This is a genomic window from Psychrobacter sp. W2-37-MNA-CIBAN-0211 (assembly GCF_040309405.1).
Lineage (GTDB): Bacteria > Pseudomonadota > Gammaproteobacteria > Pseudomonadales > Moraxellaceae > Psychrobacter > Psychrobacter glaciei.
Genome location: NZ_JBEOOU010000011.1, coordinates 78,318 through 103,788, shown reverse-complemented (window position 1 = coordinate 103,788; position 25,471 = coordinate 78,318). Strand labels below are relative to the sequence as shown.

The 25,471-nt window shown below is 43.4% G+C and carries 16 protein-coding genes; 8 read left to right on the top strand and 8 right to left on the bottom strand.

All coding sequences use genetic code 11. The features are described 5' to 3' along the window. The 3 genes from AAEY72_RS10830 to AAEY72_RS10820 form a co-directional block, all read left to right on the top strand. A partial coding sequence (locus AAEY72_RS10830) for a transferrin-binding protein-like solute binding protein (protein ID WP_352310530.1) occupies positions 1-1,092 on the top strand: 1,092 nt, incomplete at its 5' end. A 769-nt stretch (positions 1,093-1,861) separates the two neighbouring features. Continuing rightward, complete coding sequence (locus tag AAEY72_RS10825; RefSeq protein ID WP_352310529.1) at positions 1,862-5,935, top strand: transferrin-binding protein-like solute binding protein; 4,074 nt, start codon at positions 1,862-1,864, stop codon at positions 5,933-5,935. Positions 5,936-6,061: 126 nt separating this feature from the next. After that, complete coding sequence (locus AAEY72_RS10820) at positions 6,062-7,615, top strand: surface lipoprotein assembly modifier (protein WP_502945369.1); 1,554 nt, start codon at positions 6,062-6,064, stop codon at positions 7,613-7,615. 151 nt (positions 7,616-7,766) lie between these two features. Here AAEY72_RS10820 and putP read toward each other — a convergent pair whose 3' ends face one another. Together putP and AAEY72_RS10810 are read right to left on the bottom strand one after the other, a co-directional pair. After that, positions 7,767-9,266, bottom strand: coding sequence for a sodium/proline symporter PutP (gene putP / locus AAEY72_RS10815; protein WP_010199855.1), 1,500 nt, complete (start codon positions 9,264-9,266; stop codon positions 7,767-7,769). Between the two features lie 524 nt (positions 9,267-9,790). Beyond that, complete coding sequence (locus tag AAEY72_RS10810; protein WP_010199853.1) at positions 9,791-10,663, bottom strand: LysR family transcriptional regulator; 873 nt, start codon at positions 10,661-10,663, stop codon at positions 9,791-9,793. A gap of 734 nt (positions 10,664-11,397) precedes the next feature. On the opposite strand from AAEY72_RS10810, the gene leuC reads away from it, so the two are divergent. From leuC to AAEY72_RS10785, 5 genes are all read left to right on the top strand, one after another. Then, the gene (gene leuC, locus AAEY72_RS10805; protein ID WP_352310527.1) at positions 11,398-12,816 is read left to right on the top strand and encodes a 3-isopropylmalate dehydratase large subunit; all 1,419 of its coding nucleotides are present in this window, start codon (positions 11,398-11,400) and stop codon (positions 12,814-12,816) included. Between the two features lie 42 nt (positions 12,817-12,858). Then, entirely contained in the window at positions 12,859-13,509 is a 651-nt protein-coding gene (leuD, locus tag AAEY72_RS10800; protein WP_210539932.1) for a 3-isopropylmalate dehydratase small subunit, read from the top strand. Positions 13,510-13,635: 126 nt separating this feature from the next. Beyond that, positions 13,636-14,352 (top strand): hypothetical protein, encoded by a 717-nt coding sequence (locus AAEY72_RS10795; protein ID WP_352310526.1) that lies wholly within the window; start codon positions 13,636-13,638, stop codon positions 14,350-14,352. A gap of 180 nt (positions 14,353-14,532) precedes the next feature. Continuing rightward, a complete protein-coding gene (gene leuB / locus AAEY72_RS10790) occupies positions 14,533-15,636 on the top strand; it encodes a 3-isopropylmalate dehydrogenase (protein WP_352310525.1) in 1,104 nt (367 codons plus the stop codon). A 606-nt stretch (positions 15,637-16,242) separates the two neighbouring features. Continuing rightward, positions 16,243-17,493 carry a L,D-transpeptidase family protein gene (locus tag AAEY72_RS10785; protein WP_352310524.1) on the top strand — a complete coding sequence of 417 codons (1,251 nt, stop codon included), beginning with the start codon at positions 16,243-16,245 and terminating at the stop codon, positions 17,491-17,493. 377 nt (positions 17,494-17,870) lie between these two features. On the opposite strand, the gene infA is transcribed toward AAEY72_RS10785, so the two are convergent. The 6 genes from infA to queA all read right to left on the bottom strand — a co-directional run bounded on the left by infA (position 17,871) and on the right by queA (position 25,312). After that, entirely contained in the window at positions 17,871-18,092 is a 222-nt protein-coding gene (infA, locus tag AAEY72_RS10780; protein WP_021814850.1) for a translation initiation factor IF-1, read from the bottom strand. Between the two features lie 121 nt (positions 18,093-18,213). Continuing rightward, on the bottom strand, positions 18,214-19,053 hold the full coding sequence (gene truA, locus AAEY72_RS10775; RefSeq protein WP_352310523.1) for a tRNA pseudouridine(38-40) synthase TruA: 840 nt from the start codon (positions 19,051-19,053) through the stop codon (positions 18,214-18,216). A 44-nt stretch (positions 19,054-19,097) separates the two neighbouring features. Then, complete coding sequence (locus AAEY72_RS10770; protein ID WP_352310522.1) at positions 19,098-20,198, bottom strand: asparaginase; 1,101 nt, start codon at positions 20,196-20,198, stop codon at positions 19,098-19,100. 236 nt (positions 20,199-20,434) lie between these two features. Continuing rightward, positions 20,435-22,135, bottom strand: a complete 1,701-nt coding sequence (locus AAEY72_RS10765; protein ID WP_352310521.1) for a motility hub landmark protein FimV — start codon at positions 22,133-22,135, stop codon at positions 20,435-20,437. 57 nt (positions 22,136-22,192) lie between these two features. Continuing rightward, entirely contained in the window at positions 22,193-23,959 is a 1,767-nt protein-coding gene (locus AAEY72_RS10760) for a type IV pilus assembly protein FimV (protein ID WP_352310520.1), read from the bottom strand. A 147-nt stretch (positions 23,960-24,106) separates the two neighbouring features. After that, a complete protein-coding gene (gene queA, locus AAEY72_RS10755) occupies positions 24,107-25,312 on the bottom strand; it encodes a tRNA preQ1(34) S-adenosylmethionine ribosyltransferase-isomerase QueA (RefSeq protein ID WP_352310519.1) in 1,206 nt (401 codons plus the stop codon). Positions 25,313-25,471: the final 159 nt, after the last annotated feature.

Sequence of the window (25,471 nt, the reverse complement as noted above, 5' to 3'; positions counted from 1 at the left end):
CCAACGCCAACGCCAACGCCAACGCCAACGCCAACGCCAACGCCAACGCCAACGCCAACGCCAACGCCAACGCCAACGCCAACGCCAACACCAACACCAACGTCACCTACTAATCCAGATGTAGCCGCCAACGCTGATGCAACCGGCATCATGAGCAACACCTTGAGTAGTGCAGAAGGTTTAGGTACTCAGAACGCTATCGGTTTCCGTCAATTTGTTAATGACAATGAAACCTATACAACTACGACAGGTAGTGGAGAGGATGAGACACCTACTGTTATCGAAGACAGTAATGTTGACAACCTGACGTACAACACTATCGAAGCCCGTCTTGATATCGTTAAGCCTAATAAGTTTAATACTACTGTACAGGACTTAACGCTTCAGACGGTTAGGGCTGATGACGTTAATGTCGCTAACACAGATGGCTTTAAGAAATCAGCTATAGCAAACGAAGTGCTTTTCAAAGATGTAAAAACAGGCATCTCTTTCTCTCCGACTGCTGATCTAACCCTCCCTTATCAATCTGTGTACAAGAACTTTGACTCACAGATGCAAATTGGACACGTATATGGTGACCTAGATAAGCGTTCGGGTATCGCACCGGGAGTTAAATCACGTTATGCCAACGTCTATGTAGTGGGTAACAGTACTGCTCAAGCCGATATGGATTACCTAAAAGCGCTAGGTCAGTATAACATTGCGAATAATATCAATGAAGGTACAGTACAGTATGCTGGTGTTGCGACTTATGCAGATAACTTGCATTTATCCAGTGGCGGTGCTATCAATCCAGTTCTGAATGGTACTTCCAACTTTGATGTCAATTTCGTTAATGATTCTTTAACAGGTACATTAAACTTTGCTGATATTGATAAAAATATTGGTATCAATGCAGATATTACAGGCAATACCTTTGCTGGTACAAATGCTGCTAACAACGTTCAAACCTCAGGTGGTTTTTATGGCAAGGATGCTAATTTCTTGGGCGGCATCTACCAAGAAGCGCAACCTGGCGATGTAGCAGGTACAGGTACTGCACAAGGAACCGGAACAACTTTCCAAGGTACCTTCGGTGCTGAAAAGCAATAAATCAGTCTGACAGTTTGTAGTAAAAAAGCGCCTTAGGGCGCTTTTTTTTGTAGATGATAAACTAAGAAAACAATCATTATTTCAGTTTACAAATGTTCTTTTAGTTGATTAATGTTTATTTAATTAAAAGATAATTTTACAACGAAAAAAATTTTTGTTTCTAAATAAGAACTATTGTTTATATTTATCTATTAATATGTTGGTATATATCGAATATATAGTCAGTATTTTAGTCCATCAATCATAACTTATTATTATCTCTCAATCATTTGAAAGTGATGACTCTCACACACTAACTATGTCACCTGAGTATTACAAAGATATTAGTAAAGCATTTCTGTCACAGTTGATTAGATTTACTCGGAATTTTTTGATAAAAATACGTCAATAATCAGAGATTATTATATTTTCATAGCCTTTATAGGCATAAACCAAGAGTATTCTACTTATTTTAGCTTTATAAAAGAACTATAGTTCAACTATTACCTCTATCTAATCACTTTTATAGATTTCTCATAAATGGTGGTTATCAATTTAAATTTTTGGCATGCAATATTAGTAAAGCAATAGTCATGTACATACATTCAACCTTCTTCATGATTCCTATATATTCTATTTAATAGATATTAATTAGTAACTAAAAGTTATAGTAGACATTATTCTATTTTTATTTATTGACTTTTTGTATGTAATTTGTTTATCTATACGCGATAGTAGATAAAAGTTATGTTTAACGGAATATTCATAAAACTTTCATGGAGGAATTCGAATGCCACTTGACCGTCATTCAATCTTGGCTGTATCAACAGCAAAAAAATTAAATACCCCGCTCAAAGCTAGTGTTGTTCTTTTGACTGCTATGATCCTAGCCTCATGTTCAACGAGTGGAGGAGATAACTCTATTGCTCCAAAACCAACCCCTGTTTTACCAGGGGTGGAAGATGGAGAAACTGGTGGTGGTGAAACTGGTGGCGGTGAAACTGGTGGCGGTGAAACTGGTGGTGATATAGCAGCTATCAAAGCAGCAGAGGCTAGAGCCAAAGATGCAGAAGCTAAAGCGGTAATTGCAGAGAGTCAGACAAAAATTGCACAAACTAAATTGGCAGAAGCTACCAAAGCACTAGACACGGCGAAAAAAGATGCACAAGAAAAAATTGATGCTTTAGAAAATGCATCAAAATCAGAAATAAATGCTGCTAAAAAAGCGGCACAAACTGCTCAAGATGCACTTAAAACCGCTGAAGAGACATTTAAAGTAGAATCATCTAAAGCTGTTGCCGCTGCTAAAGCAGAAGCGGCAGAAGCTAAAATCGCAGCAGAAGCAGCAAGAGCAGAAGCTGTAGCTAAAATTGAAGCAGCCGCAAAAGCCTCTAAATCACAAGTTGACTTGGCTAAAAAAGCTGCCGCAGAAGCAGTAGAAAAAGTAAAAGTCGCAGAAGACAAAGCTAAAGAAGCAGAGGTTAGAGCGAAGACGGCGATAGAGGCTGCAGAAGCAAGAGTAAAAGAGGCTGAAGCTGTAGCTAAAATTGAAGCAGAGAAAGCCAAACAAGAAGCCAATGCCAAAGTGACCGCGGAAGCAAAGGCAAAAGCAGCAGAAGAAGCTAAAACAGAAGCAGAAAAAGCAACTGTAGCTGCAGAAACCGCTCGTGCTAAAGCCGAAGCTGCTAAATTAGAAGCAGAACAAGCTTTAGAAGAAGTTCTAGCAAATGGTGGTGGTTCGGAAGCTTTACAGAAAGAAGCCGAGCGCAAAGCAAAATTAGCAGAGCAAGCCCAAGCTCAAGCCCAAGAGGCCCAAGCTGTTGCTCAAGCTGCTCAACAAGCTGCCGCCGCTCAAGTCGCTGCTGCTCAGCAAGCCCAACAAGCCGCCGAAGCAGCCTTGGCAGCAGCAGCCATCAAGAATGCGCCCGAAGCCACTAAATCAGGTGTTCAGTCATTGAACATCGACCCATCAGCTGCTGGCTTACCTAATGCCTTTACCGCTACTAGTCGTGACTTTAATACTACCGCAAACAGTGTTGAAGCTCGAGCAGACACTGCCTCAGGTGGTCTATTACCAATCGTCAATATCACCACCTCTGGTACGAATGACACCAACTTACAAAACGGATTTAAATCTCACGACGACAGCACTGATATTACAACCGCCCTTGGTGTACTGCCATTAACTTATACCTCAACCTATAAAGACTTTGGCGATGACATGCGCATCGGTCAAATTGATGGTGCAGCAGCTCTTGGTGCAAATAAGCTACCAGTGAATGGCGTTGCAGTAGTCGGTAATGCTACCCAAGCTGCCAACATGCCGACCGAAGGTAAAGTTGGCTACACAGGAGATGCCACGTATCGCAAGCTGGGCATCGGTAATGATATCGAGTTTGGTAAATCAGTATTTACTGCTGACTTTGTCGCTCAAAACGTTAAAGGCGATCTCACCTTCGATAAAGCCGGTAAGATTGGTTTAACAGCGGGCATCAATGGTAATCAGTTCTCAGGTACTGCAGATACCAACGCAGGCTACAGTACCGAAGGTGGATTCTTTGGCGGTGATGCTCAGTATCTAGGCGGTGTATACGAAGGTAAAGGCGCTCAAGGTACTTATGGTGCAAAGAGTGACAAACAAACCGCAGCAGAAAAAGCAGCTGACAAGGCGCAAGCTGATGCTGAAAAGGCGCAAGCTGCTATCGCTAATGCCAATGCCCAAGCTGCTGCTGCCCAAGCTGCTGCAGACAAAGCCAAAGCTGATGCTACCAAGGCGCAAGAAGCCTTGACTGCCGCTGAAGAAGCCTTAGCAAATGCTGGTACAGGAGATGGTGGTCTTGCTGCTGCATTGGCTCGTGCTGAAGCCGCCGAAGCTGCAGAAGGCGCTGCATTAGAAGCTGCTTCTACAGCCGACGCTGCCCGAATTGCTGCGCAAACGGCTCAAATGGCTGCGGAACAGGCTCAAATTTCGGCTGAAAAAGTGGCTGAAAAAGCAGTAGGGGATGCCCAAGCACAAAAAGAGGCTAAAGAAAAGGCACTGCAGGCTCAAGCAGTAGCAGAGAGCGCCAAAGCTGTGGCAGAAGCGGCTAAGATTGAAGCAGAGAATGCTAAAACTGAAGCTTTAAATGCTAAAGTGAGCGCTGAAGCAGCAAGAGATGAAGCCATAGCGAGAGCAGAGGCTGCGGAAGCTGAAGCGTTAGAAGCCGCTAATAAATTTACGGCTCCAGATTCAAGAGTATCGGGTTTCCAAAGTAATTCTGTAGGCTCTGATGACGGAATTTTTGACAACAACTCCAATAGCTATAACCAATTGAAAGTTTATGCTAACGAAGTTGATGGCAGAGCTTCCCTAAAACCAATTGATGTGAAGTTAAGAGGCGCAAATGATGGCGCTGCTGACAACACTTATGGTACAGGTAATAACGGTTTTAAAGAGCACAAAGGTAGCACGTCATTTGAAGGTCGTTTGGGGGGTACTATTCACAAGCGAGATATGAATTACTCTTCAGTGTATAAAAACTTCGATAACCAAATGCAGATTGGACATTTAGAAGGTGACATCAAAAATGGCATATTATATAAGAGCCATTTGTCTAATACTTATGTCCAAGGTAATGCCACTAACCTTGGTGATATGGACAAATTAGCCAACGTAAATGAAGGTAAGGCCAATTATGAAGGGGTGGCCACCTATGCAGAAGGTGGAAAAATCGCAGTCGATGGTACTTCTAAGTTCGATGTTGACTTTGTCGCCAAATCAGTGAAAGGCGAGCTGGAATTTGCTGACAAGCAGGTTGATATCAATGCGACTATCTCTAATAATATCTTTGCTAGTGAGCAAGGTGCTGCTGTCAATACTGTCGGTGGTTTCTACGGTAAAGGTGCTAGCTTACTAGGCGGTGTCTACGAAAGAGAGACTAAAGATAACTATATCAAAGGTACTTATGGTGCTTCTAAAGTAGATCCAACAGTTGAAGTAGTGCCTGACCCAACAGAATCTAAAATGACTGGATTCCAATCTACGGCGCTGAGCAGTAAAGAGAAAACGCTACCACTGGGTCAAGGTCAGCTTGATAATGCTATCGGCTATGTTGAAATTCGCGACGATAAATCGGCTTGGACTGAACTAAAAATAGAAAATGGTTCTGAGGTGCCAGTAGATAATCGTAAAGGTGATAACTTTACTAGCTTCAGTAAAGGCAAAGTGCTTGCCGACATGGTCAAGCCAGATACGGTATTAGAGCCTATCACTGTCAATTTAACGGCTGCAAGTGGTGAGCAGAAAGTTGAAGCAGGTAGAGGTAGTTTGAATCCGACTTACCAATATAACGCTGTCTACAAGAACTTTGATTCACAGATGCAAGTCGGTCATGTTTATGGCAATTTAAACTCAATTGCAGGAGATGTCTCACGCGCTGCTAATGTCTATGTAGAAGGTTATTTAACTTCTCAAGCAGGTATGGAAAGTCTTAAGAATGTTAACGCAGGTAAGGCGCAATACCAAGGTATGGCAACTTATATTGAAAACATTCATTTGGCTGACAATGCATCTACCGCTCCAGTCAATGGGACTTCTGCTTTCAATGTCGACTTCGTTAATGGCTCAGTTGATGGTACGCTCTCATTTACTGGTAAGGGCTATAAGTACATGCCAGCTGGCAACGAAATAAAAATCGATGCCGATATTACAGGAAACACCTTTGCTGGCAATAAAAATGGCATTGACACTGCTGGCGGTTTTTACGGTAAAGAGGCTCAGTTCTTAGGGGGTATTTATCAAGATGCTTCAGTACCAGGTGGTAGCGGTGATGTTGCTGGAACAGGTACCAAATTCCAAGGAACCTTTGGTGCTGAAAAGCAATAAATCGCTGTGACTATATAGAGTAAAGAAAAAGCGTCTTGGGGCGCTTTTTCTCTCGCTTAAACCATCAAAATCCCTTAGGATAATTAAGTTTGGAAATTTACAGATCGTAATTTGGTAAGGATACCTATGAACAATCGATATATACGTAAACCTTTAACAGCTTCAATTCTGCTATCTATAATGGCTTTTCCTCTATCGGTTATGGCAGCAGAGCCCGTCTTAGAAGAGATAGAACCAGAGCTTGACCAAGCTGCCGAACTCCTCAAGCGTGAGAACCAAACTGCTGTATCAGACCCTACAGCACCTTCTACCGTTGTCTCGGATACAGAGGCACAACGTGCTATCAGAAGTCGTCAGCAACTTGCTGCCGCCACCGCTTACAATTTAGAAGCCTTAAAAGCCAATCCAGCAGCGTTTAGCAAGTATTTAAACGATGCGTTGGCTGCACAGGATATGGTAACCGTCAAAGAATTATTGCCGCATTATAAAGCACTAGAAACCAATGACCCGATGCTTATTAATTTTGCTGATGCACTCGTATATCGTAGTGAAGCTAAAAACAAGCAAGCCATCGCCATCTATCGTAATATGCTAGCGGCAGACCCAGACTTCCACCCAGTACGCCTGAATATGGCGTTGGCTCTGCAAGCAGACAAACAGTATGCCGCCGCGAAAGACCAATTCTTAAAGCTACAATCAGTCGACTTACCGGCACCTGTTATGGCTAGGGTTCAAGGCTCATTGGCTCAGATAAACAGTCTCGAAAACTGGCGTTTTGATGCCTCTGCCAGCTACGTCAAAGATGATAACATCAATGATGCGCCATCAAAGACTATCCAATCTCAATTAGGCAACTCAGTTGAGCAGAAGTCAGCCAATGGTATTCAAGTATCAGCCAGTGCAAACAAACGCTTTAATTTACCCGATAATTTTTATGCCACGGTGGGTGGTAATGCCTCACTAAAAGGCTATTGGGATGAGGCTGACTATAACGACTATTTATTCACGGCTTCTGCTGGTGTCGGTTATGATGATGCCAAAAATGATATTTCCCTCACGCCATTTGTGACTAAACGATACTATGATGAAGAGCCATATAGTCTACGTAAAGGCGTCACTGTTAGTGGTTCTCGCTGGGTAAAACCTAAGCTAAAGCTATCAGCGACTGGCATTTTATCTAAAGAAACGTTTGAAGATGACGACAATAAAAATCGCGAGACTGATGGACAGTTTTTGGGTCTAAATGCATTCTATATTAAAGATGCCAAAGAATACTTTTATGGTGGTCTTGGTAATTATCAAAATGACGTACCCAAATCTAGCATTATCAGCTATGACCGCAACTCTGTAAACGTTGGTTGGGGTCGTGAGTGGAAGCGAGGTATTTCTACCCTAACGACAGTAGGCTACGCTGTAAAAGAGTATGATGATCCAGCGGATGCTTACCCAGCAGGTAGTGGTGCTTTAAATGGTTACTACAATGCTGTCGGTGGTAAAGTTGGCTCGACAAGAGAAGACAAGACCACCTCATTAGGCTTGCAAGTCTGGAAGCGTGACTTAACTTTTTATGGTCTGACACCGCGACTGGTATTTGATTATGATCAGACTTCCAGTAACTTTGATTACTATGATGATCGCGATGAGAAGTCGGCAACCATATTGTTAACCAAGACCTTTTAATACCTTATGGCTAGGGCGTGTATTTAGCTAGGGCATGTATTCATTTTCATTGCTATTCTTAAAATGAGAACACACCCTAATATAATTGCTCATAATAAAAAACCTCGCCAATCATGGCGAGGTTTTTTTTGATAGTGATAAGATTATTTACTTATTTATTAAGGTTCAGTTCCATTTCTTCAAACTTGGCAGTTACTGAAGGTTTTGGACCGCCAGTCATAATACTAACCGCGAAGATAGCAATGGTACTTAAGATGAAGCCTGGAACGATAGCATATAACCAGCTATTTAATGCCATACCATTCATCTCGAAAGGACCATAGATCCACAGGATAACAGTTAAGGCACCAATTACCATACCAGCGACCGCACCGTTACGGTTCATACCGCGCCAGATTAGGCTGAAGATAACCAAGGGTCCGAATGCTGCACCAAATCCTGCCCAAGCGTTAGAAACTAAGCTCAATACTGAGCTATCGGGATCAGAGGCGAGCAAGATAGATACGATGGCTACCGCTACAACCGAGATACGACCCACTAGTACTTGGCGTGCTTCAGGAGCATCTTTATCGAAGAATAGCTTGTAGACATCTTTAGTCAGCGAGCTTGATACCACCAATAGCTGCGATGAAATGGTACTCATAATCGCAGCTAAAATAGCGGCTAATAAGAACCCTGAAACCAGCGGTGTGAATAAAAACTGTGTAAAGACTAAGAATATGGTCTCAGGATCATCCAAGGTCATTGCGGTTTTTTGTACATAAGCACGACCAGCAAAACCTGTCATTAAAGAACCAATTAAGCTGACAACCATCCAGCTCATACCGATATTACGGGCCATTGGTACGTCTTTGACTGAACGTATCGCCATAAAACGAACGATGATATGTGGTTGACCAAAGTAGCCAAGTCCCCATGCCATTAATGAGATAATACCAATGATAGTCATGCCACTGGTGACATCTAATAAACTTGGATCAATGTTTCGAACGGCTTCAGTCGTTGCTGATATACCGCCAAGATCTGTAAAGGCAACAACTGGTACGATCACCATTGCAAATAACATGATGACGCCCTGTACAAAGTCAGTCATCGATACCGCTAAGAAACCACCGAATAGGGTATACGCAACGACGACACCAGCAGTTACCCAAAGACCCGTGCTATATGATAAGTTGAGTGAGCTTTCGAAGAGTTTACCACCACCTACTAGACTTGCAGCGGTATAAACGGTGAAAAATAAGATGATAACGATTGCTGATATGACACGCAGCATGTGCGATTTATCTTCAAAGCGGTTGGCGAAATAGTCAGGCAAGGTAATCGCGTTGTCAGCGACTTCGGTATAAACGCGAAGGCGCGGTGCAACAATGATATAGTTCAGTAAGGCACCTAGTGTCAAACCAAGTGCGATCCACATACTTACGACACCATCGGCATACATATAGCCTGGTAGGCCGAGGAGCAACCAACCTGACATGTCCGACGCCCCTGCTGATAATGCAGTGACTGCGGGACCTAAATTACGTCCTCCTAACATGTAGCCTTCAGTATCATTGGCTTGCTTAAAATAAGCGTAAATGCCAATCCCAATCATCACTAAGAAATAGGCGCCCAACGATATCAGCACGCCACTAGAAATCCCATTCATATAAACTGTCCTTAACCAACGTTGTTGGCTGTAATTATTTTTAACTATATAAAATTAAGTCATCACAAGATGATGTTTATAAACAATATTTAAAGACAAAAAAAGCCATTAAGTAGGACATAATGGCTTTTGACTTTTAGTCAGTATTTTCTGTTAGTTTTATATGATTGATACTGTTTTAAAAGTAATATTCATAAAATAGTGATTAGAGGACAACAAGCGTGGCTCAATCGCAATCTTGTCTATCGCCCTTATCTGCTAGTTTTTTACAAATGCTACTCACTTATATAATCAATCATTTAAAACCATTAAACCTACTGTTTACCATCATATATTACTCGAAGTCTTCAAAATATGACTATCAGTGTTATTCTGGTAAATTTATGTTATAAAAAACAAAGCCAAACGCATTATAACGTATGGCTGTTAAAAATGCGAACAACCGAGCTTGGCTTTGTAAAGTAAAGCTTTATACAAAGCCAAGCTCGGTTTTAAACCATCATTTGCTACTTACTAAAAGCCGTTCAATCAATTGGGGCAAGCAAGTCTAATAAGGCAGTCACGCTACTAGAGCGAGTCAGCTTTGGATTGATAACCACACCGAGGTAACGCTGTAGCTCAATATTATCTGCCATATTGATGCGCTCTAAATCTTGACTGACCAAGGTTTGAGGTAATACTGACCATCCTAGGCCAACAGAAACCAACATCCGAATGGACTCAAGTGGGTTGGTACTCATGGTGGCATAAGGTTTTAGATTATGCTTGGCAAACTCAGCTAAGGTAATTTGGCTGGTAAAAGTATTGGCAGAGGGCAAAATAGCGGGATAGCGGGCCAATTGCTCTAAAGTGACATTGGCTTTGGTCGCTAAAGGCGATAATGTACCGGTCATAAAGTAGAGTGGGTCTGACCAAAGCGTGTGATACGTCAAACGCTTATCGTAGACAGGTGGCAACGTTAGGAATGCTAATGATAAGTCACCATCTAACACCGCCTTGTGCGCCGTTTCAGAGTCGACAAAATGAACTTCTAATTGCACCGCAGGATAGGCTTGAATAAAGTGCTTGAGCACAGGAGCCAAATGATGCAAGCCAATATGGTGGCTGGTGCCAATGACCAATTTACCTGACACAATGTGCTGAGAGTGTTGTAAATTGATTTTGAAGTTCTCATAATCGTCGAGCCAGCGCTTGGCGTGCGGCAGCATTTCACTAGCGGCTTGAGTCGGCACAATACCGCGACCGACCGTATCAAACAACGTAATGTTAAATTCATCTTCTAAATTCTTGATACGCTTACTGACGGCAGGCTGAGTAATAAAAAGCTTTTCTGCTGCGCCTGAGATGCTGCCTGTGTGCATAACAGTGACGAATGTCGTCAAATTCGTGGTATTCAAACCGATGTCCTTAGCTGCGTAGCGAGCTATAAATAAAAGTTGGCTGACCTAGTCACAATGTATTAGAAATAAAAGTTTGCGACTACGTAAAAATCATCAATTATTATTATAGGATTAGCCTGCTATAATCACAAGGTATCAAGACGTATTTATTCTATTAACTTGGTAATTAGCCGTTTAACGCCTGTATTGATGGCCAATTTTATCAATTTACCTGAAAACCCATCAATTGGTGTTGATATAGATGTGTGATAGACCAATTTAATAAGTATGATCTGTGAAAAATATTTTTGATAAATAGTAGGGTCTGTTGAACATTCAAATATTAGGACTGCTGATCACTAAAATCGTCCCAAACTAGGCGTAAACCGACGATAATGTCGAGACCTTAGCTAGGTTTACAACAACGTTTGGGGTGATTTTAGCATCAGCCTTTCAGGGCAAGGCTATTTTTTGCCAATACATGGCGAAATTGTCTACCCTAGAATGACTAGGCATCAAAAATTTCACTGCGTATTGTCTAAAAAGTAGTCACTGCCAGTACCACATTTGAATGTTCAACAGACCCTAAGTTTATTATGAAAGGCGTCAGTAACATAACGTCACTTTATAAATAAAATGCGTGTCTTTAGATAAAAGTGTCAATTAGATAAAAATTTCAATAAAAACCTCGCTTGCTGTTGTGTGAGCGGGTAAATAGATTCAGTGATTAGCAACTAATAAAGGATAGCAACATGGCCGGTCAAACGTTATATGACAAACTTTGGAATGCTCACGAAGTCACCAAGCGTGATGATGGTTCGAGCCTGATTTATATCGACCGCCATCTACTGCATGAAGTAACGAGTCCACAAGCCTTTGAAGGTCTGGATCTGGCCAATAGAGCGCCATGGCGTCTGTCGGCTAACATCGCTAGCCCCGATCACAATGTGCCAACGGTGACCAAGGAGCGTTTAGAAGGCGTCGCGGGTATCAAGGATAAAGTGTCGCGTTTACAAGTACTCACCTTAGATGACAATTGCACTAAGTTTGATATTGCTGAATTTACCATCAATGATGCCCGTCAAGGTATCTTGCATGTGGTTGGTCCTGAGCAAGGTTTGGTTTTACCTGGTATGACCGTGGTTTGTGGTGATTCGCATACTGCAACCCACGGTGCACTTGGCTGTTTGGCGCATGGTATCGGCACATCAGAAGTCGAGCATGTGTTGGCAACGCAGTGTTTGATTCAAAAGAAATCGAAAAATATGCAAATCCGTGTCACGGGTAAGCTTGGCGCTGGTGTGACCTCAAAAGATGTGGTACTTGCTATTATTGCCAAAATTGGTACCGCTGGCGGGACAGGGCATGCCATTGAATTTGCAGGGCAAGTCTTTGAAGACATGAGTATGGAAGGTCGCATGACCGTCTGTAACATGGCAATCGAAGCGGGTGCTCGCGTTGGTATGGTCGCGGTCGATGGCACGACCATTGATTACGTCAAAGGCCGTCCTTATGCACCAACCACTGAGCAGTGGGAGCAAGCGGAAGCTTACTGGCGTACCTTGTATTCAGATGATGACGCAGTATTTGATACAGTGGTTGAGCTGGATGGTAGTCAAATAGCACCACAAGTCTCTTGGGGAACCTCTCCTGAAATGGTTGTTGATATCACACAGTCAGTACCGACGCCTGATCAAGCCGCCGATGAAGCGCAAGAAGAAGGTTGGTTACGTGCTTATACCTATATGGGTTTAAATGCTGGCCAAAAAATCACTGACATCCAGCTTGATCGTATCTTTATTGGTTCGTGTACCAATTCGCGTATCGAAGATTTGCGCGATGCCGCCGCCGTGATTAAAGGTCGTAAAGTCGCGGATAATATTAAAGAAGCTATCGTTGTGGCGGGTTCTGGTCAAGTTAAACTACAAGCCGAAGCAGAAGGCTTGGACGCCTTGTTTACTGAGGCCGGTTTTGAATGGCGCGAGCCGGGTTGCTCGATGTGCCTTGCCATGAATGCCGATAAGCTTGAGCCACAAGAGCATTGTGCCTCGACCTCTAACCGTAATTTTGAAGGTCGTCAAGGTAATGGTGGTCGTACGCATCTGGTCAGTCCAGCAATGGCCGCCGCCGCCGCATTGGCAGGACACTTTGTCGATGTGCGCACGTTTTAAGACTGATACGCATCAATAAAAATATAATTGACAGGAATTATTATGCAAGCTTATAACACCCAAACAGGTATCGTTTGCCCACTCGATCGCGCAAACGTCGATACCGATCAAATTATTGCAAAGCAGTTTTTGAAGTCTATTAAACGTACCGGCTTTGGTGTCAATCTATTTGATGATTGGCGCTATCTAGACGAAGGCTATCCGGGTCAAGACAATAGCACGCGAGTGATTAACCCAGACTTTGTATTGAATAAGCCACGTTACCAAGGCGCGACTATCTTACTGGCACGCCGCAACTTTGGTTGTGGTTCTAGTCGTGAGCATGCGCCGTGGGCATTGTCAGAATACGGCTTTCGTACGGTGATCGCGCCAAGCTTTGCCGATATTTTTTATAACAACTGTTTTAAAAATGGCATGCTACCAATTGTCTTGGACGAGGCAATTGTAGATACCCTAATGAAAGATACACTTGCTAACGAAGGCTATGAGCTAACCGCAGATCTTGAGCGCCAAGTGGTCATTACTTCAACTGGGGAAGAGTATCCTTTCGAAGTTGATGAATTTCGCAAACATTGCTTGCTAAATGGGTTGGATGATATCGGCTTAACGCTACAGCAAAGTGATGCTATCAAAGACTACGAGCATCAAATGATGCAAAAAACGCCTTGGATATTTAATCAAGTACGCGCGTAGAGAGTAACTCATAGACCAGTGGCTATAAAAAACCGATGAACAATAGTGACGCAGCGTTGAGTTATCGTGATGAACTGGCTAGAATGAAGGGTAACTTATCTTCCATATTAAATAGTAGCCGTCATTATGAATAAACAACGTTATGCTGTCTGGACAAGTATGGCTGTCGCTGTAAGCTTATTGTTAACAGGCTGTCAGTCATTGACGGGCTATAAACAAATAGACAAGGCAGATAGTGCCAAGGTACGAGTGGGGAACATCCAACCTATCAAGGGTGAAGTGAATATTTCTTGCATAGGCACCTACCACTGCGAAATTGTGCAGATAGATAAAACCTTAGTGATTGCACCGGATACCCACGAGCCGGTGAGTCCTGACATGCTGGTTATTATGCCTATGAATAAAACCGATCAGCGGGCACGAGCACAGATGAACATCGACATAACGCCACTTGCTAATGAAAGTGCTGTTAAAATCGTTCCGTTGTCTGCTTCTGGTATGCCAGGACTGACCAACTACTACGCGCGGGTCAAACCTGCAAAACGCGAAGTACAGGTAAATTTCTATCCAGAAAACAACGTCGGCTATGTTGAACGTTTTGCGATTATTCATGATTTCGTCGAGCCAGGCACTTATCAGTTACATGCTTATCAAAAAAAATCTAGCGACAACTCAGGGAGCTTATTAGACACGGCATCGCCTGAGCCTTTATGCATTGAGCTGTCGCAAGACAGTAATTTGCAGCGGCGCTTTTGTAAACAGCTGGGCGCTGAGCATCAAGGGGAATTTGTAGAGACCAGTATTATTGAGAAAAAGTCCACTCCATTAAAAGCCGTGGCTTGATACCTAGACTCTCAATTGGATGGTTCTACAAAACCTAGCTTAATTAAAGACAACAACCTCTACTGTGATGGCTATCATTATTGATGGTGGTCTATTATCGATAGTGGTGGTCTTATAGAAGACGGCAATACAGCGCTAGCAGTACCTATTATAAAAACTTACTTACCCAAAAGGATCAGTATGGCAACGATTTTAACATTAGCGGGCGATGGTATTGGCCCTGAGATCATGACTCAAGCTGTTGATGTGCTCGAAGCGATTAATAAGAAATTTTCGTTAGGTTTGACCCTTGAATCTGGGTTAATCGGTGGGGTGGCAGTCGACGCAACGGGTGAGCCTTTACCAGATGAGACACTAGCACGTGCGCGTGCTGCTGATGCCGTATTACTAGGTGCAGTTGGTGGACCTAAATGGGATGGTATCGAGCGTAGCAAACGCCCTGAGCGTGGTCTGCTTAAAATCCGCAGTGAGCTGGGTTTGTTTGCCAACCTACGTGTGGCAAAGCTTTATCCGCAGCTTGTCAATGCCTCTAGTATCAAGCCTGAGATTATCTCAGGTCTCGATTTACTGATTGTCCGTGAATTGACGGGCGGTATTTATTTTGGTGAGCCACGCGGTATCCGCACGTTGGAAAACGGCGAGCAACAAGGCTACAACACCATGGTGTATAGCACCAGTGAGATTCAGCGTATCGGTAAGGTCGCCTTTGAATTGGCGCAAACACGCGCACAGGCAGCAGGTACGCCAGCCAAAGTTTGCTCGGTAGATAAAGCCAATGTCCTAGAAGTCACTGAACTGTGGAAGCAGACAATGATTGATATGCAGCAAGCGGACTATAGCGATGTGGCGTTATCGCACATGTATGCTGACAATGCTTGTATGCAGCTGATCAAAAATCCTAAACAGTTTGATGTCATGGTGACGGGTAACATGTTCGGCGATATCTTGTCTGATGAAGCCGCTATGTTGACAGGCTCTATCGGGATGCTACCGTCTGCCAGTCTTGATGCCGCTGGCAAAGGTATGTATGAGCCATGTCATGGTTCAGCCCCTGATATTGCTGGTCAAGACAAAGCCAATCCATTAGCCACGATTCTTTCTGTCGCGATGATGCTACGCTATACCTTTAAGCAAGAACAAGCTGCCCAAGCGATTGAGCAGGCAGTCAGTGATGTTCTTGATGATGGTTTGCGCACCCTTGATATTCTAGATGCCAGTGAAGCCGCCTTAAAACAAGTAGGCTGCAAAGAAATGGGGCAAGCGGTGTTGGCTAAATTGGTATAAAAAACCACGCTAATAGCTGCTAAGACTTCCACTATATTTTAGGGCGTGTCATCATTTAGATTGTGAGGCTTAAAATGAGGAAAATTGCAGCCAAACAAGGAAGACATTGCCGTAAATATGAACATATTGACAAGATTTCTGACGATGTTTGGCTAAATTTAGCCATTTTAAGACCACTAAATGTATCAGTGTGCTAATTGATGACATGCCCTAGCTGTCTTATTTCGATATCAACTCCCATAAATTGCTCAGCAGTTTATGGGTTTTTTATGCGCCAAGGATTTAGCTGGACTTAAAAAAAGTACCGAAAAATACATTAGGCCGTGTCCTCATTTTTAAAATGAGGACACGGCCTAATGTATTTTAGTCAAATGGACGTCGTATTAACACAGACACCGCAGGATAAGGCGCTTAGTAACACAAAGCTGTTATATGCTCACAAGGGAATATGGCAATATAAACAACTTATCAGTAAGCAGTAATAACTTTTATTCATGCAAAGACTGCTCATAAAGAATTAAAACGATAGAGATGAATAGTAGATTAGAGCAATAAAACTTGATAAAGAAATTTTGATAAGACAAATAATAATTTTAGGAGCACCACATGTATCAACTGACAAAAATAAGCACTGCGTTATTGGCGATCGGTTTATCAACCACTATTTTCATAGGTCAAAGCGTGGCAGCAACCACTGAAAATATGACAGCGACCGATGAAAGCACGCCATCAAGTACCAGTAATAATGTTGTTAACACTAGCGATAGCACTAACAGCACTATTGCTAATGAATCTGCTACTAATAAGTCTGCTACCAATACACCTGCCATGGAAGCGACTAGTAGTACAGTGAAAGATAAGTCCACTGACATGAGTCCAGTGACCAATGGCGTTAGTCAAAAGCTGACAGGCAAGAGTAAAACTACCGTATCACTGAATAAATTTTTACCCACGATTAAATATAGCACAGAAAATTTACCAGAGATTGCTCAAAAAGTGAATAGCGCCAATTGGCAGGCGGGGATGAATATTAATCGCAATACTGGCACCAAGCTACAAGCATTATTAAATTGGCAGCATAGTGGCGTGGGTCCTGTTGACGGCTATTGGGGCAAAAATACCCGCAAAGCCATGCAAGCATTTCAAAAAGCCAATGGCTTGACGGTCACAGAAACGTTGAATACAGAAACGTGGCAAGCATTGACTAAAAACGACAAGCTGATGGCGCAACCAGTATTGGTGAGCTATCAGCTGACTGAGGCGGACGTTAATATTAAAACCACCACTATCCCAGCAGGGGCAAAAGAAAAAGCCAAGCTCGAGGGGATGTATTACGAAAGTGTGACCGAAGGGCTGGCAGAAAAATTTCATATTAGTGAAAAGTATCTAAAATCGCTCAATCCCACTGCCAGTTTTAGCGCAGGCGAAACCATCACCGTCTACAATCCTGGCAACCCTAATACCAAGCCTGTCAGCCGCGTGGTCGCTGATAGAGTGACCGAAACGCTCTATGCTTATGATGCCCAGGACAATTTGGTTGCCAGCTATCCAACCACTGTAGGTAGCACGGCGACACCATCGCCAACAGGCACGCACACCGTAGAAGTAAAAGTGCATGAGCCCAATTATACCTATACTGCCGATGACGGCAGTAAGGCGATTATTCCTCCCGGTCCTAATAATCCTGTGGGAATGGTATGGATTGGGCTAAGCAAACCTTCGTATGGTATTCATGGTTCGCCAGATCCTGCTCGTATCAGTCGCCAAGCCTCAGCAGGCTGTGTGCGCTTGACTAACTGGGATGCGTTAGCGCTGTTAGGCGTCATTCAAAATGGCGCGACAGTAGAGTTTAAGTAACGGTTCAGTATTAGGGCGTGTCATTAACAGGGTCTAATACCATTCATAAAAATTAGAGTAGCAAGGAAAACGAGTGTAAGTGCTACGCATTGTAGACTGAACAAGTTTGACACCGCTAATCGTACTTTTTGGGTTTGGTATAAATAAAGACCCGCGCTAGATAATCCTAAAAGCCAGACAAAAAAATACCGCTGTTAAATAGCGGTATTTTTTATGGCAAAACTAGCAACTAGAATATGATAGGCAATAATGAGTAGGTTAGCAGTGTCATTATTATTATCAGTTAAACCACTCAAGAATTTATATTAGCCAAAACCGTTTATTAATGAAACGTCTTGATACAAATGCTGTTATAACCATTCTAGTTGATAATCGTATTAGTTTTTGCCGCGATAAGTAATGCGACCTTTGGACAAATCATAAGGTGTCATTTCGACCTTAACTTTATCACCAGTCAAGATACGAATGTAATGCTTACGCATCTTACCTGAGATGTGCGCAATGATCTCGTGTCCGTTTTCTAAACGAACTTTAAACAATGTATTTGGAAGGGTATCAATAACTTCGCCTTCAAATTCAATAATATCGTCTTTTGCCATAATTTGTATCAATCAATTAAAAATAAGCCGACATTATACGTAAGTTTGCTGATTAAAGCAATACAGCCATAGGTTTTTACTTGACAGCTTGTAACCGTTATGTATACCAGCTTAGACCAATCTAGTCAGGTAAATTCAACCAAATGGGCGTCAGAGGGGCATCCGGTAATAACCGCTGGAAGCGTTCAGGATAGTAGGCGTTAATGAAATATAAACCATCTCCAGAGGCGGTAGGCGGTGCAATCGTACGGTCTTTTTTGGCTAAAATACGTAAAAAATCTGCCGGTTCTAAGTGGTGCTTGCCGATGGCATACAAGGTGCCCATCAAGTTACGAACCATGTGGTGCAAAAAGCCATCTGCTTGGATGTCAAAAACGATAAACTGGCCATGAGCAAATAACCTAGCATGACTGACGGTTCGTACTGGCTGATTAGATTGACACGCGGCCGCGCGGTAGCTGCTAAAATCGTGAATACCAACGATATCGGCAGCAGCTAACTGCATCGCTGCCAAATCAAGTGGCTCATAGATGTGCGTTACTTGATGATTCAAAATAGCGGGGCGCTGTGCTTGATTAAGAGTAATATAACGATAGCGGCGAGCAATGGCGCCAAAGCGCGCATGGAAGTCCGCTGGCATCGGTTGAATCCAGCGCAGGGCGATGTCATCGGGCAGCAGGCTATTGACGCCGCGCAACCAGTTTTGCGTAGGTCGATAAGCGCGGGTAGTAAAATGGGCAATCATATTGCTGGCATGCACGCTGGCATCGGTACGACCAGCCGCGACGACCTCTACTGTCTCATTAGCGACTTTACCGATAGCTGTCTCTAACGCTTCTTGTACGCCCAATACTTCTCGTTGCCGCTGCCAGCCATGATAATGAGTACCCAAAAACTCAACCGCAATCGCTAAGGTATAAATGGGTGAATCGTCAGGCGCTATATGCTTAATCTCAGTCATGGTGTGTTCAGAATGTATACAGTTGAGTAGGGGGTAGTTATCAGTTAGCGTTTTTTGATGGTCGTACCAGCTTGAGTGACATTATTTAACCAGCGCTGTCGACGTCTGGCAGGACTGTCATAACGCAGTAATAGCCATAATAGGCGAGCGTAAATAGCGGGAATCGTTAAGCGCCCACCGGCTATCACATGATAGTCATACTGCCAACTACCAGCAGCATAACTGTCACTCACTCCGCCAAAAGGCGATTGGCTGGCACATATCACCATATGTCCATGCTCATAAGCAAGCTGTAGAGCTGCTGCTAATGCGTCTGAATAAGGAACATTGCCTGCACCAAACCCCAATAGCATAATGCCAGAGGGTGGCTGCGACAATAATGTTTTTAGCTGATTGCTCATCACCTCAGTGTCATTAGGCAAACAGTATAAAGCATGGATGCGTACTTGCTCAGCGCGACTTTGAATAGCATCAATTATATCGTACTGGTCATCCAGCCAATGCTGCCGCCGTGTATCTGGTAACGTTCTGATATAGCTATTGGCCGGATAAGCGGCTCGAGAATGTCCAGTAAATGCCATCAGATCGTGACTGTGTATCTTTTGCACCGTTTGTGCTGGCCATGACTCGCCACTAAAGCAGATCTTAACACCAGATTCACCAGCTGCTGCCAGTTTTAAGGCGTCAGTCAGATTGTCCCACGCGTCACTGTTCGCATCGATGCTATAGTTATGCAAAACCTCACTGTCTAACAATGGGCGCATACTTCCAGTCACAACGACACAAATATCGCTGCCCGCAAAAGCTTCCGCTAAAAACGCCCCTAAATAACTTAAAGTGTCAGTACCGGTGATTAATACAAAGCGTCTGTCACCTTGTGCATAGGCGTTCATCAGGAGCGTGTAAAAATGTATAAAGTCACTGGGTGTGAGCTGGCTGCTGTCTTTAATTAGGGTATTGTCGAGCCATGAAATCTGAGGTAGATTGCCCGAACTATCTTGCTCAACTAGCAGTTGTTGCAATGTGGGTAAAAATATTTCTGCTGATAAAGGTGCTAAGGGTCGTCCGTAGCTACCAAAAGTGCCACCAGCATAAATGAGTTGAATGGGGTCGGATAAGTTTTTTGTCATAGCAGGTGATGGCATAATATTGGCACAGTCAAGGAAGGCAAAAAAAGAGACGAGAGAGCTTGGTAATGATAGGTAATATGATGATAGATAGTATAAAGGCTAAATGCAAAAAAAATCAGCAAGTATTTATTCTAAATGATTAGAGGATACTTGCTGATACGAGATGAGGAGATTAGGGCGTGTCCTCATTCTTAGCCTATTTAGGCGCTTTCTATCTAGGCGCTTTCGATCAGATTGAGGGCGCGTCCTAATTATGCAGTACGATCAAGTAGCGTTTGAGCTTGTTGCTGCTGCTCGCTATTACCTTGAGTCATGACTTCGTTTAGCAAACGTTTGGCACTGTCATATTCACCCAATTGCAAATATTGACCAGCCAAGTCTAAAGTGACTTGATTGCTATCCAAGGTTTTAACAAAATCAAAGTCTGCGGCAAAACGTAAAGAGAAATCTTCTTTTGTTTCGACTTCATTGTAAGTAACAATCTCACTGTCCACTGTACTTACATCATACTCAGCATCGACTGGAGTCGTCGCCGTTGGTGCATCTGCTAGCGAGTCAAAATCAACATCATCGTTTGCTAATGTGTCTTCATCAAACGTCAATGGCGCAGTTGGTGCCATGCTTGATGCTTCAATATGAGTATTTTCTAAAGCATTATTATCAAGTGGCTGATCTTTAAGGCTACTGTCTTCAAAGCTACTGTCTTCAAAGTCATTGCTTTCGAAATTATTGTTTTCAAAGCTGTCGTTTTCAAGATCATTACTTTCGAAAATATTGTCTTTAAAGTTGTTCTCTTCAAGGATAAAATCACCTAGATCATTATCTTCTGCAAGAGCAGGCTGTTCACTTTCTAAGACATTGTCTATAGCAACTGATTCATCAATATCGTCTAAAGACAATACAAAGTCGTCGTCACTATTCTGAGTCACATCTGTTGTAGTTTCGCCAGTCGCCTTGGCAGCATTTATATCCACACCAGCCTCTAAGTCTGAAAAATCTAAGACAAAGTCTTCATCTTCTAACATGATGTCTTGAGGCGCACTGTCAGTAGTGGAGCTGACAGAAGGTTCAGTAATATTATCCGTCTGCTCAGGCAAATCAAGGCCAAAATCAAAGTCGCTGATATCGTTGTCTTGAATGATAGGCGTAGTATCGCTAGCATCTAGAGTCAGATTTTCCTCTTCGACGATGTCGACCTGACTGACAGGCATAACGCTAGTAGCGGTTGGCTCGTCGCCATCATTTTCTAGGTCATTAAGTGTCAGGTCAAACGTGTCATCGACATTTTCAACAGTAGGATTGACATCATTAAAGTCATCAGACAGTCCTGATTTTTCAGTAGGTTCATCGATTAGAGGTGTGACCCTATCTTCAGCAATAACCGTATCTTGAACAGTCGGTGTATTGACGACTTGGCTGGCAGGTAAGTCAAAATCCAAACTTTCAAAGTCAGTATTTTGAGTATCTTTTGCCGCTACCGCATACTGTGCTGCTTGGTTTTGCTCTTCAGTGAGTAATGATTTTAGTTCATCGGCTTGTGCGATGCTTTTTGGGTCACTGTGATTTTTAATGTCATCATAGACGCGATAAAAGTCATCCGTTTGATTGGTAGTTGCGTATATACCTAAGAGCTTCAGCAATAACTGACTGTCATTGGGTTTTTCTATGAGACCACGACTGAGTGTTTCAATGGCTTTGTCATAGCGCTGTTGATTTATAAAGCGCTGCGCAACCGATAGGTTATCAAATTTGCCTTCGTTATCAGCACTTTGCTGCGTAGGACTGCGCTGCTTGGCTCCAGATGTAGTCGCTGGGTTGCTGGCTGCCAAATTCTTGTCGGCCTGCACAGCCGTAGGTGCTGATGGCTTCTGCGCCTTGTTCTTGCGCATTACCAAGACGGCTATGATTAAAATAAGTACCAGTCCGGCGATGATATATAGCATATTGTCCATAGTTACTCCCACGCCTACGATCACTGTTGCAGCACACTGCGCTGATCAGTCAGGCAATTATTGATTGCGTAATTTTTTGAGACGAGCTTGAAGCTCCGCCAGTTTTTGGTTTTGTAATTGCAATTTACTAGTATAACCGTCAAGCATGTTGTTGGTTTTTGACAGGCGCTGTGCTTGTGACGCAGCTCCTTGTCTAGAGGCTTTGAGCGTTGCTAAGGTCTCTGTACTGAGACCATTGCCCGTGGCCGTTGCTGCTTTAGCATTATTGCCGTCGGCGTTGCCATTTTTATCAGTATTAGAACTAGGTGCGAGCACAGAAAAACGCGCTTTTGGTAATGTCTGGGTTTTAGTGGCGGCTGGCTTTTCAGGGCTTTCAGAGTTTTGAGCTGCTTGAGTCGTCTCAGATGCTGCCTCAGTTGTGGTTTTAGCCGCTGGTTTTGGGGGCGCTGCTTTCTTGACGGTAGGGGTGTTTGCGCTCAGTCTATACTGTCTTTGAGCATTAATAGCCGCTTCCAAGTTTTGCTGTGATGGTACGACTTCATAATTGGGTAAGCTCAGCTTAGCATCCGCTTTTAGTTGATCTGCATCTTTATTGATAAAAGCATTCGGGTTTTGTGCCTGAATTTGTTTCATGACCGTTTGAACGTCTAGGTTATTTTTTTGGGCAATTTGCTGGGCAATAACCCATAAGCTATCGTTGCGCTGTACTTGATAGTCAACGGACGTGCTAGTAGCGCGATTGGTTGCTGTGTTAATTGTAGCGGCAGTATTGCTATTCACTGTAGTCGACCCTGCGGCAACAGCGCTAGAGGGGATGCTGCTTGGTGCAGTAGTAGTAATAGCGCTATTAGAATCTGATTTTGCCATTGATGCAGTGCTGTCAGCATTGTTATTCGGCATTGGCGATGCAGGAGCGTTGGCCTTGATGCCAGTACTGGTCTTATTGCTAGGCTGTATCTGTCTTATGATTTGTATATTTAAAATATCGAACTGTTTGTCAGTGATTCCAGCAATTGTCTTATTATTATTTGCCGTTGTACTGTCAGCCATGCTTTTATTGATCATTACGTTGTTTTCGACAGGGTTGCTAGTTGCCTTGTCAACAGGACTGATATCTACAGCGCTAGCAGCCGTTGTCATGACGTTGTTGCTAGCATTCAAACGCCCATTATCCAAGCGACTTGGGGCATAAATAGGACGATTGCTCTGCGGTGCAGAGGTGGCTATTACTGGCAAGTTTGAGGTAACTGTCGCTGTCGCCGCTCTAGGCGTTGATATCAGTGGCGGCGGCGCACCTTTTCTAACCGTCAACGGTTTGGCGTTGGTAGCTGAAATGATAGGCAGATTGGGTTTCTTTGCACCGGTCACGATATTTTTAGAAGGTTTGTTAAATGGCTTAATAGGTATGCTGTCATCAAGAGGCATGAGCAATGTCTTGGGAATGACATTGCGTTGACCACCGTCATTAATGGCTAAGACCACATCGGCAAAAGGCTTAGAAACGGGCTGCGTGGTGTTGATCAAAACTTGCCCGCTGCTCGCTGACGTGGGTCTAAAACTCACTGTCATTGAATCCGTTGGCGTAAGCCCCATTTGTTGATAAATAATAGGGTTCGCTAAGCTGGCTGAAAAGTCAGCGGCTTTAATGTCAGTCACTATTATACTGGCGGCTAAGGGCTCGTGCTGCGCAGAGGTTACGACAGTCTTACCGATCGTTGCTGCCTGCGCGCTAGACGATATAGCAATAGAGCCTATTGAATAAAGTAACGCCATCGACACCGCACAATTTACAGTAGTCAAGCGATGAGATAAATGACGAGACATGTGCAGCCCTTAGAGTGTGAGTTACTTGTGCTGTTATAACAAAATACGCTTTAGTTTACCAGTTTATTTCATAGACGTTACTTTTTAGTAGCTACTAAAAAGTAACGTTGACTAATAATGCCCAATAATGTTGCAACTTTAAAGGTATTACCTGATTTTTTTATCAAGGAGCATCGCATCGCCATAGCTAAAAAAGCGATATTCAGCTTGGATAGCATGTTGATACGCCTGTTCGATAGCGGCCTTGCCTGCAAATGCTGATACGAGCATCAATAGGGTAGACTTTGGTAAGTGAAAGTTAGTCAATAAACGATCTATGACTCCAAATTTAAATCCAGGATAAATAAAGATATCGGTGTCGCCTGACCAGCTAGCAAGTGCTTTGCCGTCAGCCGCTGTTTTTTGATACGCTGTTTCGAGTACGCGCGTCACCGTCGTACCAATAGCGATGACTTGCTTACCATTCGCATGGGTTTGATTGATAAGGTCGGCGGTCGGTTGCGGTAGATGCGCGTATTCGCTGTGCATGGTGTGGTTGAGTAAATTATCGGTTTTTACAGGGGCAAAAGTACCAGCGCCAACGTGTAGCGTGACAAACGCTGTATTAATGCCTTTTGCCGCAAGTTTGCTTAACACACTCTCATCAAAATGCAGACTGGCTGTGGGTGCGGCAACGCTGGCAAGTTTGGCTGGATCATGAAAGACCGTTTGGTAACGGGTATTGTCCGTGGCATCGGCATGACGCTCAAAGTAGGGCGGAATGGGCAATTCACCATAAAGCTCTAAATGAGGCAAAATAGGCGCGTCAAACGCTAGGATAAATAAATTGTCTTGGCGACCAATCATCACGCAGCCCATATGACCATCCGCAAGCGCCAGTCTCTGACCAAGCTTGGGGGCTTTACTGGCTTTCACATGGCAAAGCGCGACATATTCTCTCGTAACTGGCTGCTCATCTGTCGCCATTAAATGCAGAGTCGCTATGTCCAAATCCGAGATATTAACCAAACGTTCAATCAATACTTCAACCTTGCCACCGGTATCCTTTTGACCAAACAAGCGCGCTTTCATGACCTTGGTATCGTTAAATACGATCAAATCGCCTGCATTTAATAGATCAGGTAGTTCAGCAAATAAACGATCTTCGGCTTGACTGATCCTATCATCATGATGGTCGGCAGGCAGATATAATAATTTTGAGGCGGAGCGTTCTGACAACGGGTAACGAGCAATCAGAGTATCTGGTAGCTCATAATCGTAATCGTCTACGCTTAAATAGTCTAATATATCAGCGTTTGTATCAGTATGAATGGCGGTATTACTATCGGCAGCTACAGGGCGAGAGTCGGTCATAATCAGTCTTTGAATAGATAGGAATTTTGGCGTAATTGTAGCAGAAATGAGCATATGAAGGGATAGTTTGCGAAAGGATAAGCTGGTATAAAAGCTATTTTAATCATCTAAATAGCCTAAGCATTTACTATAAACAGTAGACAGCAGCTTACTGCTTTA

Coding starts and splice junctions, on each gene's coding strand:
- putP (WP_010199855.1), bottom strand. CDS start 9,266: ATGAATGGGATTTCTAGTGGCGTGCTGATATCGTTGGGCGCCTATTTC.
- AAEY72_RS10760 (WP_352310520.1), bottom strand. CDS start 23,959: ATGTCTCGTCATTTATCTCATCGCTTGACTACTGTAAATTGTGCGGTG.
- AAEY72_RS10765 (WP_352310521.1), bottom strand. CDS start 22,135: ATGGACAATATGCTATATATCATCGCCGGACTGGTACTTATTTTAATC.
- AAEY72_RS10785 (WP_352310524.1), top strand. CDS start 16,243: ATGTATCAACTGACAAAAATAAGCACTGCGTTATTGGCGATCGGTTTA.
- leuD (WP_210539932.1), top strand. CDS start 12,859: ATGCAAGCTTATAACACCCAAACAGGTATCGTTTGCCCACTCGATCGC.
- AAEY72_RS10820 (WP_502945369.1), top strand. CDS start 6,062: ATGAACAATCGATATATACGTAAACCTTTAACAGCTTCAATTCTGCTA.
- queA (WP_352310519.1), bottom strand. CDS start 25,312: ATGACCGACTCTCGCCCTGTAGCTGCCGATAGTAATACCGCCATTCAT.
- infA (WP_021814850.1), bottom strand. CDS start 18,092: ATGGCAAAAGACGATATTATTGAATTTGAAGGCGAAGTTATTGATACC.
- AAEY72_RS10795 (WP_352310526.1), top strand. CDS start 13,636: ATGAATAAACAACGTTATGCTGTCTGGACAAGTATGGCTGTCGCTGTA.
- leuB (WP_352310525.1), top strand. CDS start 14,533: ATGGCAACGATTTTAACATTAGCGGGCGATGGTATTGGCCCTGAGATC.
- AAEY72_RS10770 (WP_352310522.1), bottom strand. CDS start 20,198: ATGCCATCACCTGCTATGACAAAAAACTTATCCGACCCCATTCAACTC.
- truA (WP_352310523.1), bottom strand. CDS start 19,053: ATGACTGAGATTAAGCATATAGCGCCTGACGATTCACCCATTTATACC.
- leuC (WP_352310527.1), top strand. CDS start 11,398: ATGGCCGGTCAAACGTTATATGACAAACTTTGGAATGCTCACGAAGTC.
- AAEY72_RS10825 (WP_352310529.1), top strand. CDS start 1,862: ATGCCACTTGACCGTCATTCAATCTTGGCTGTATCAACAGCAAAAAAA.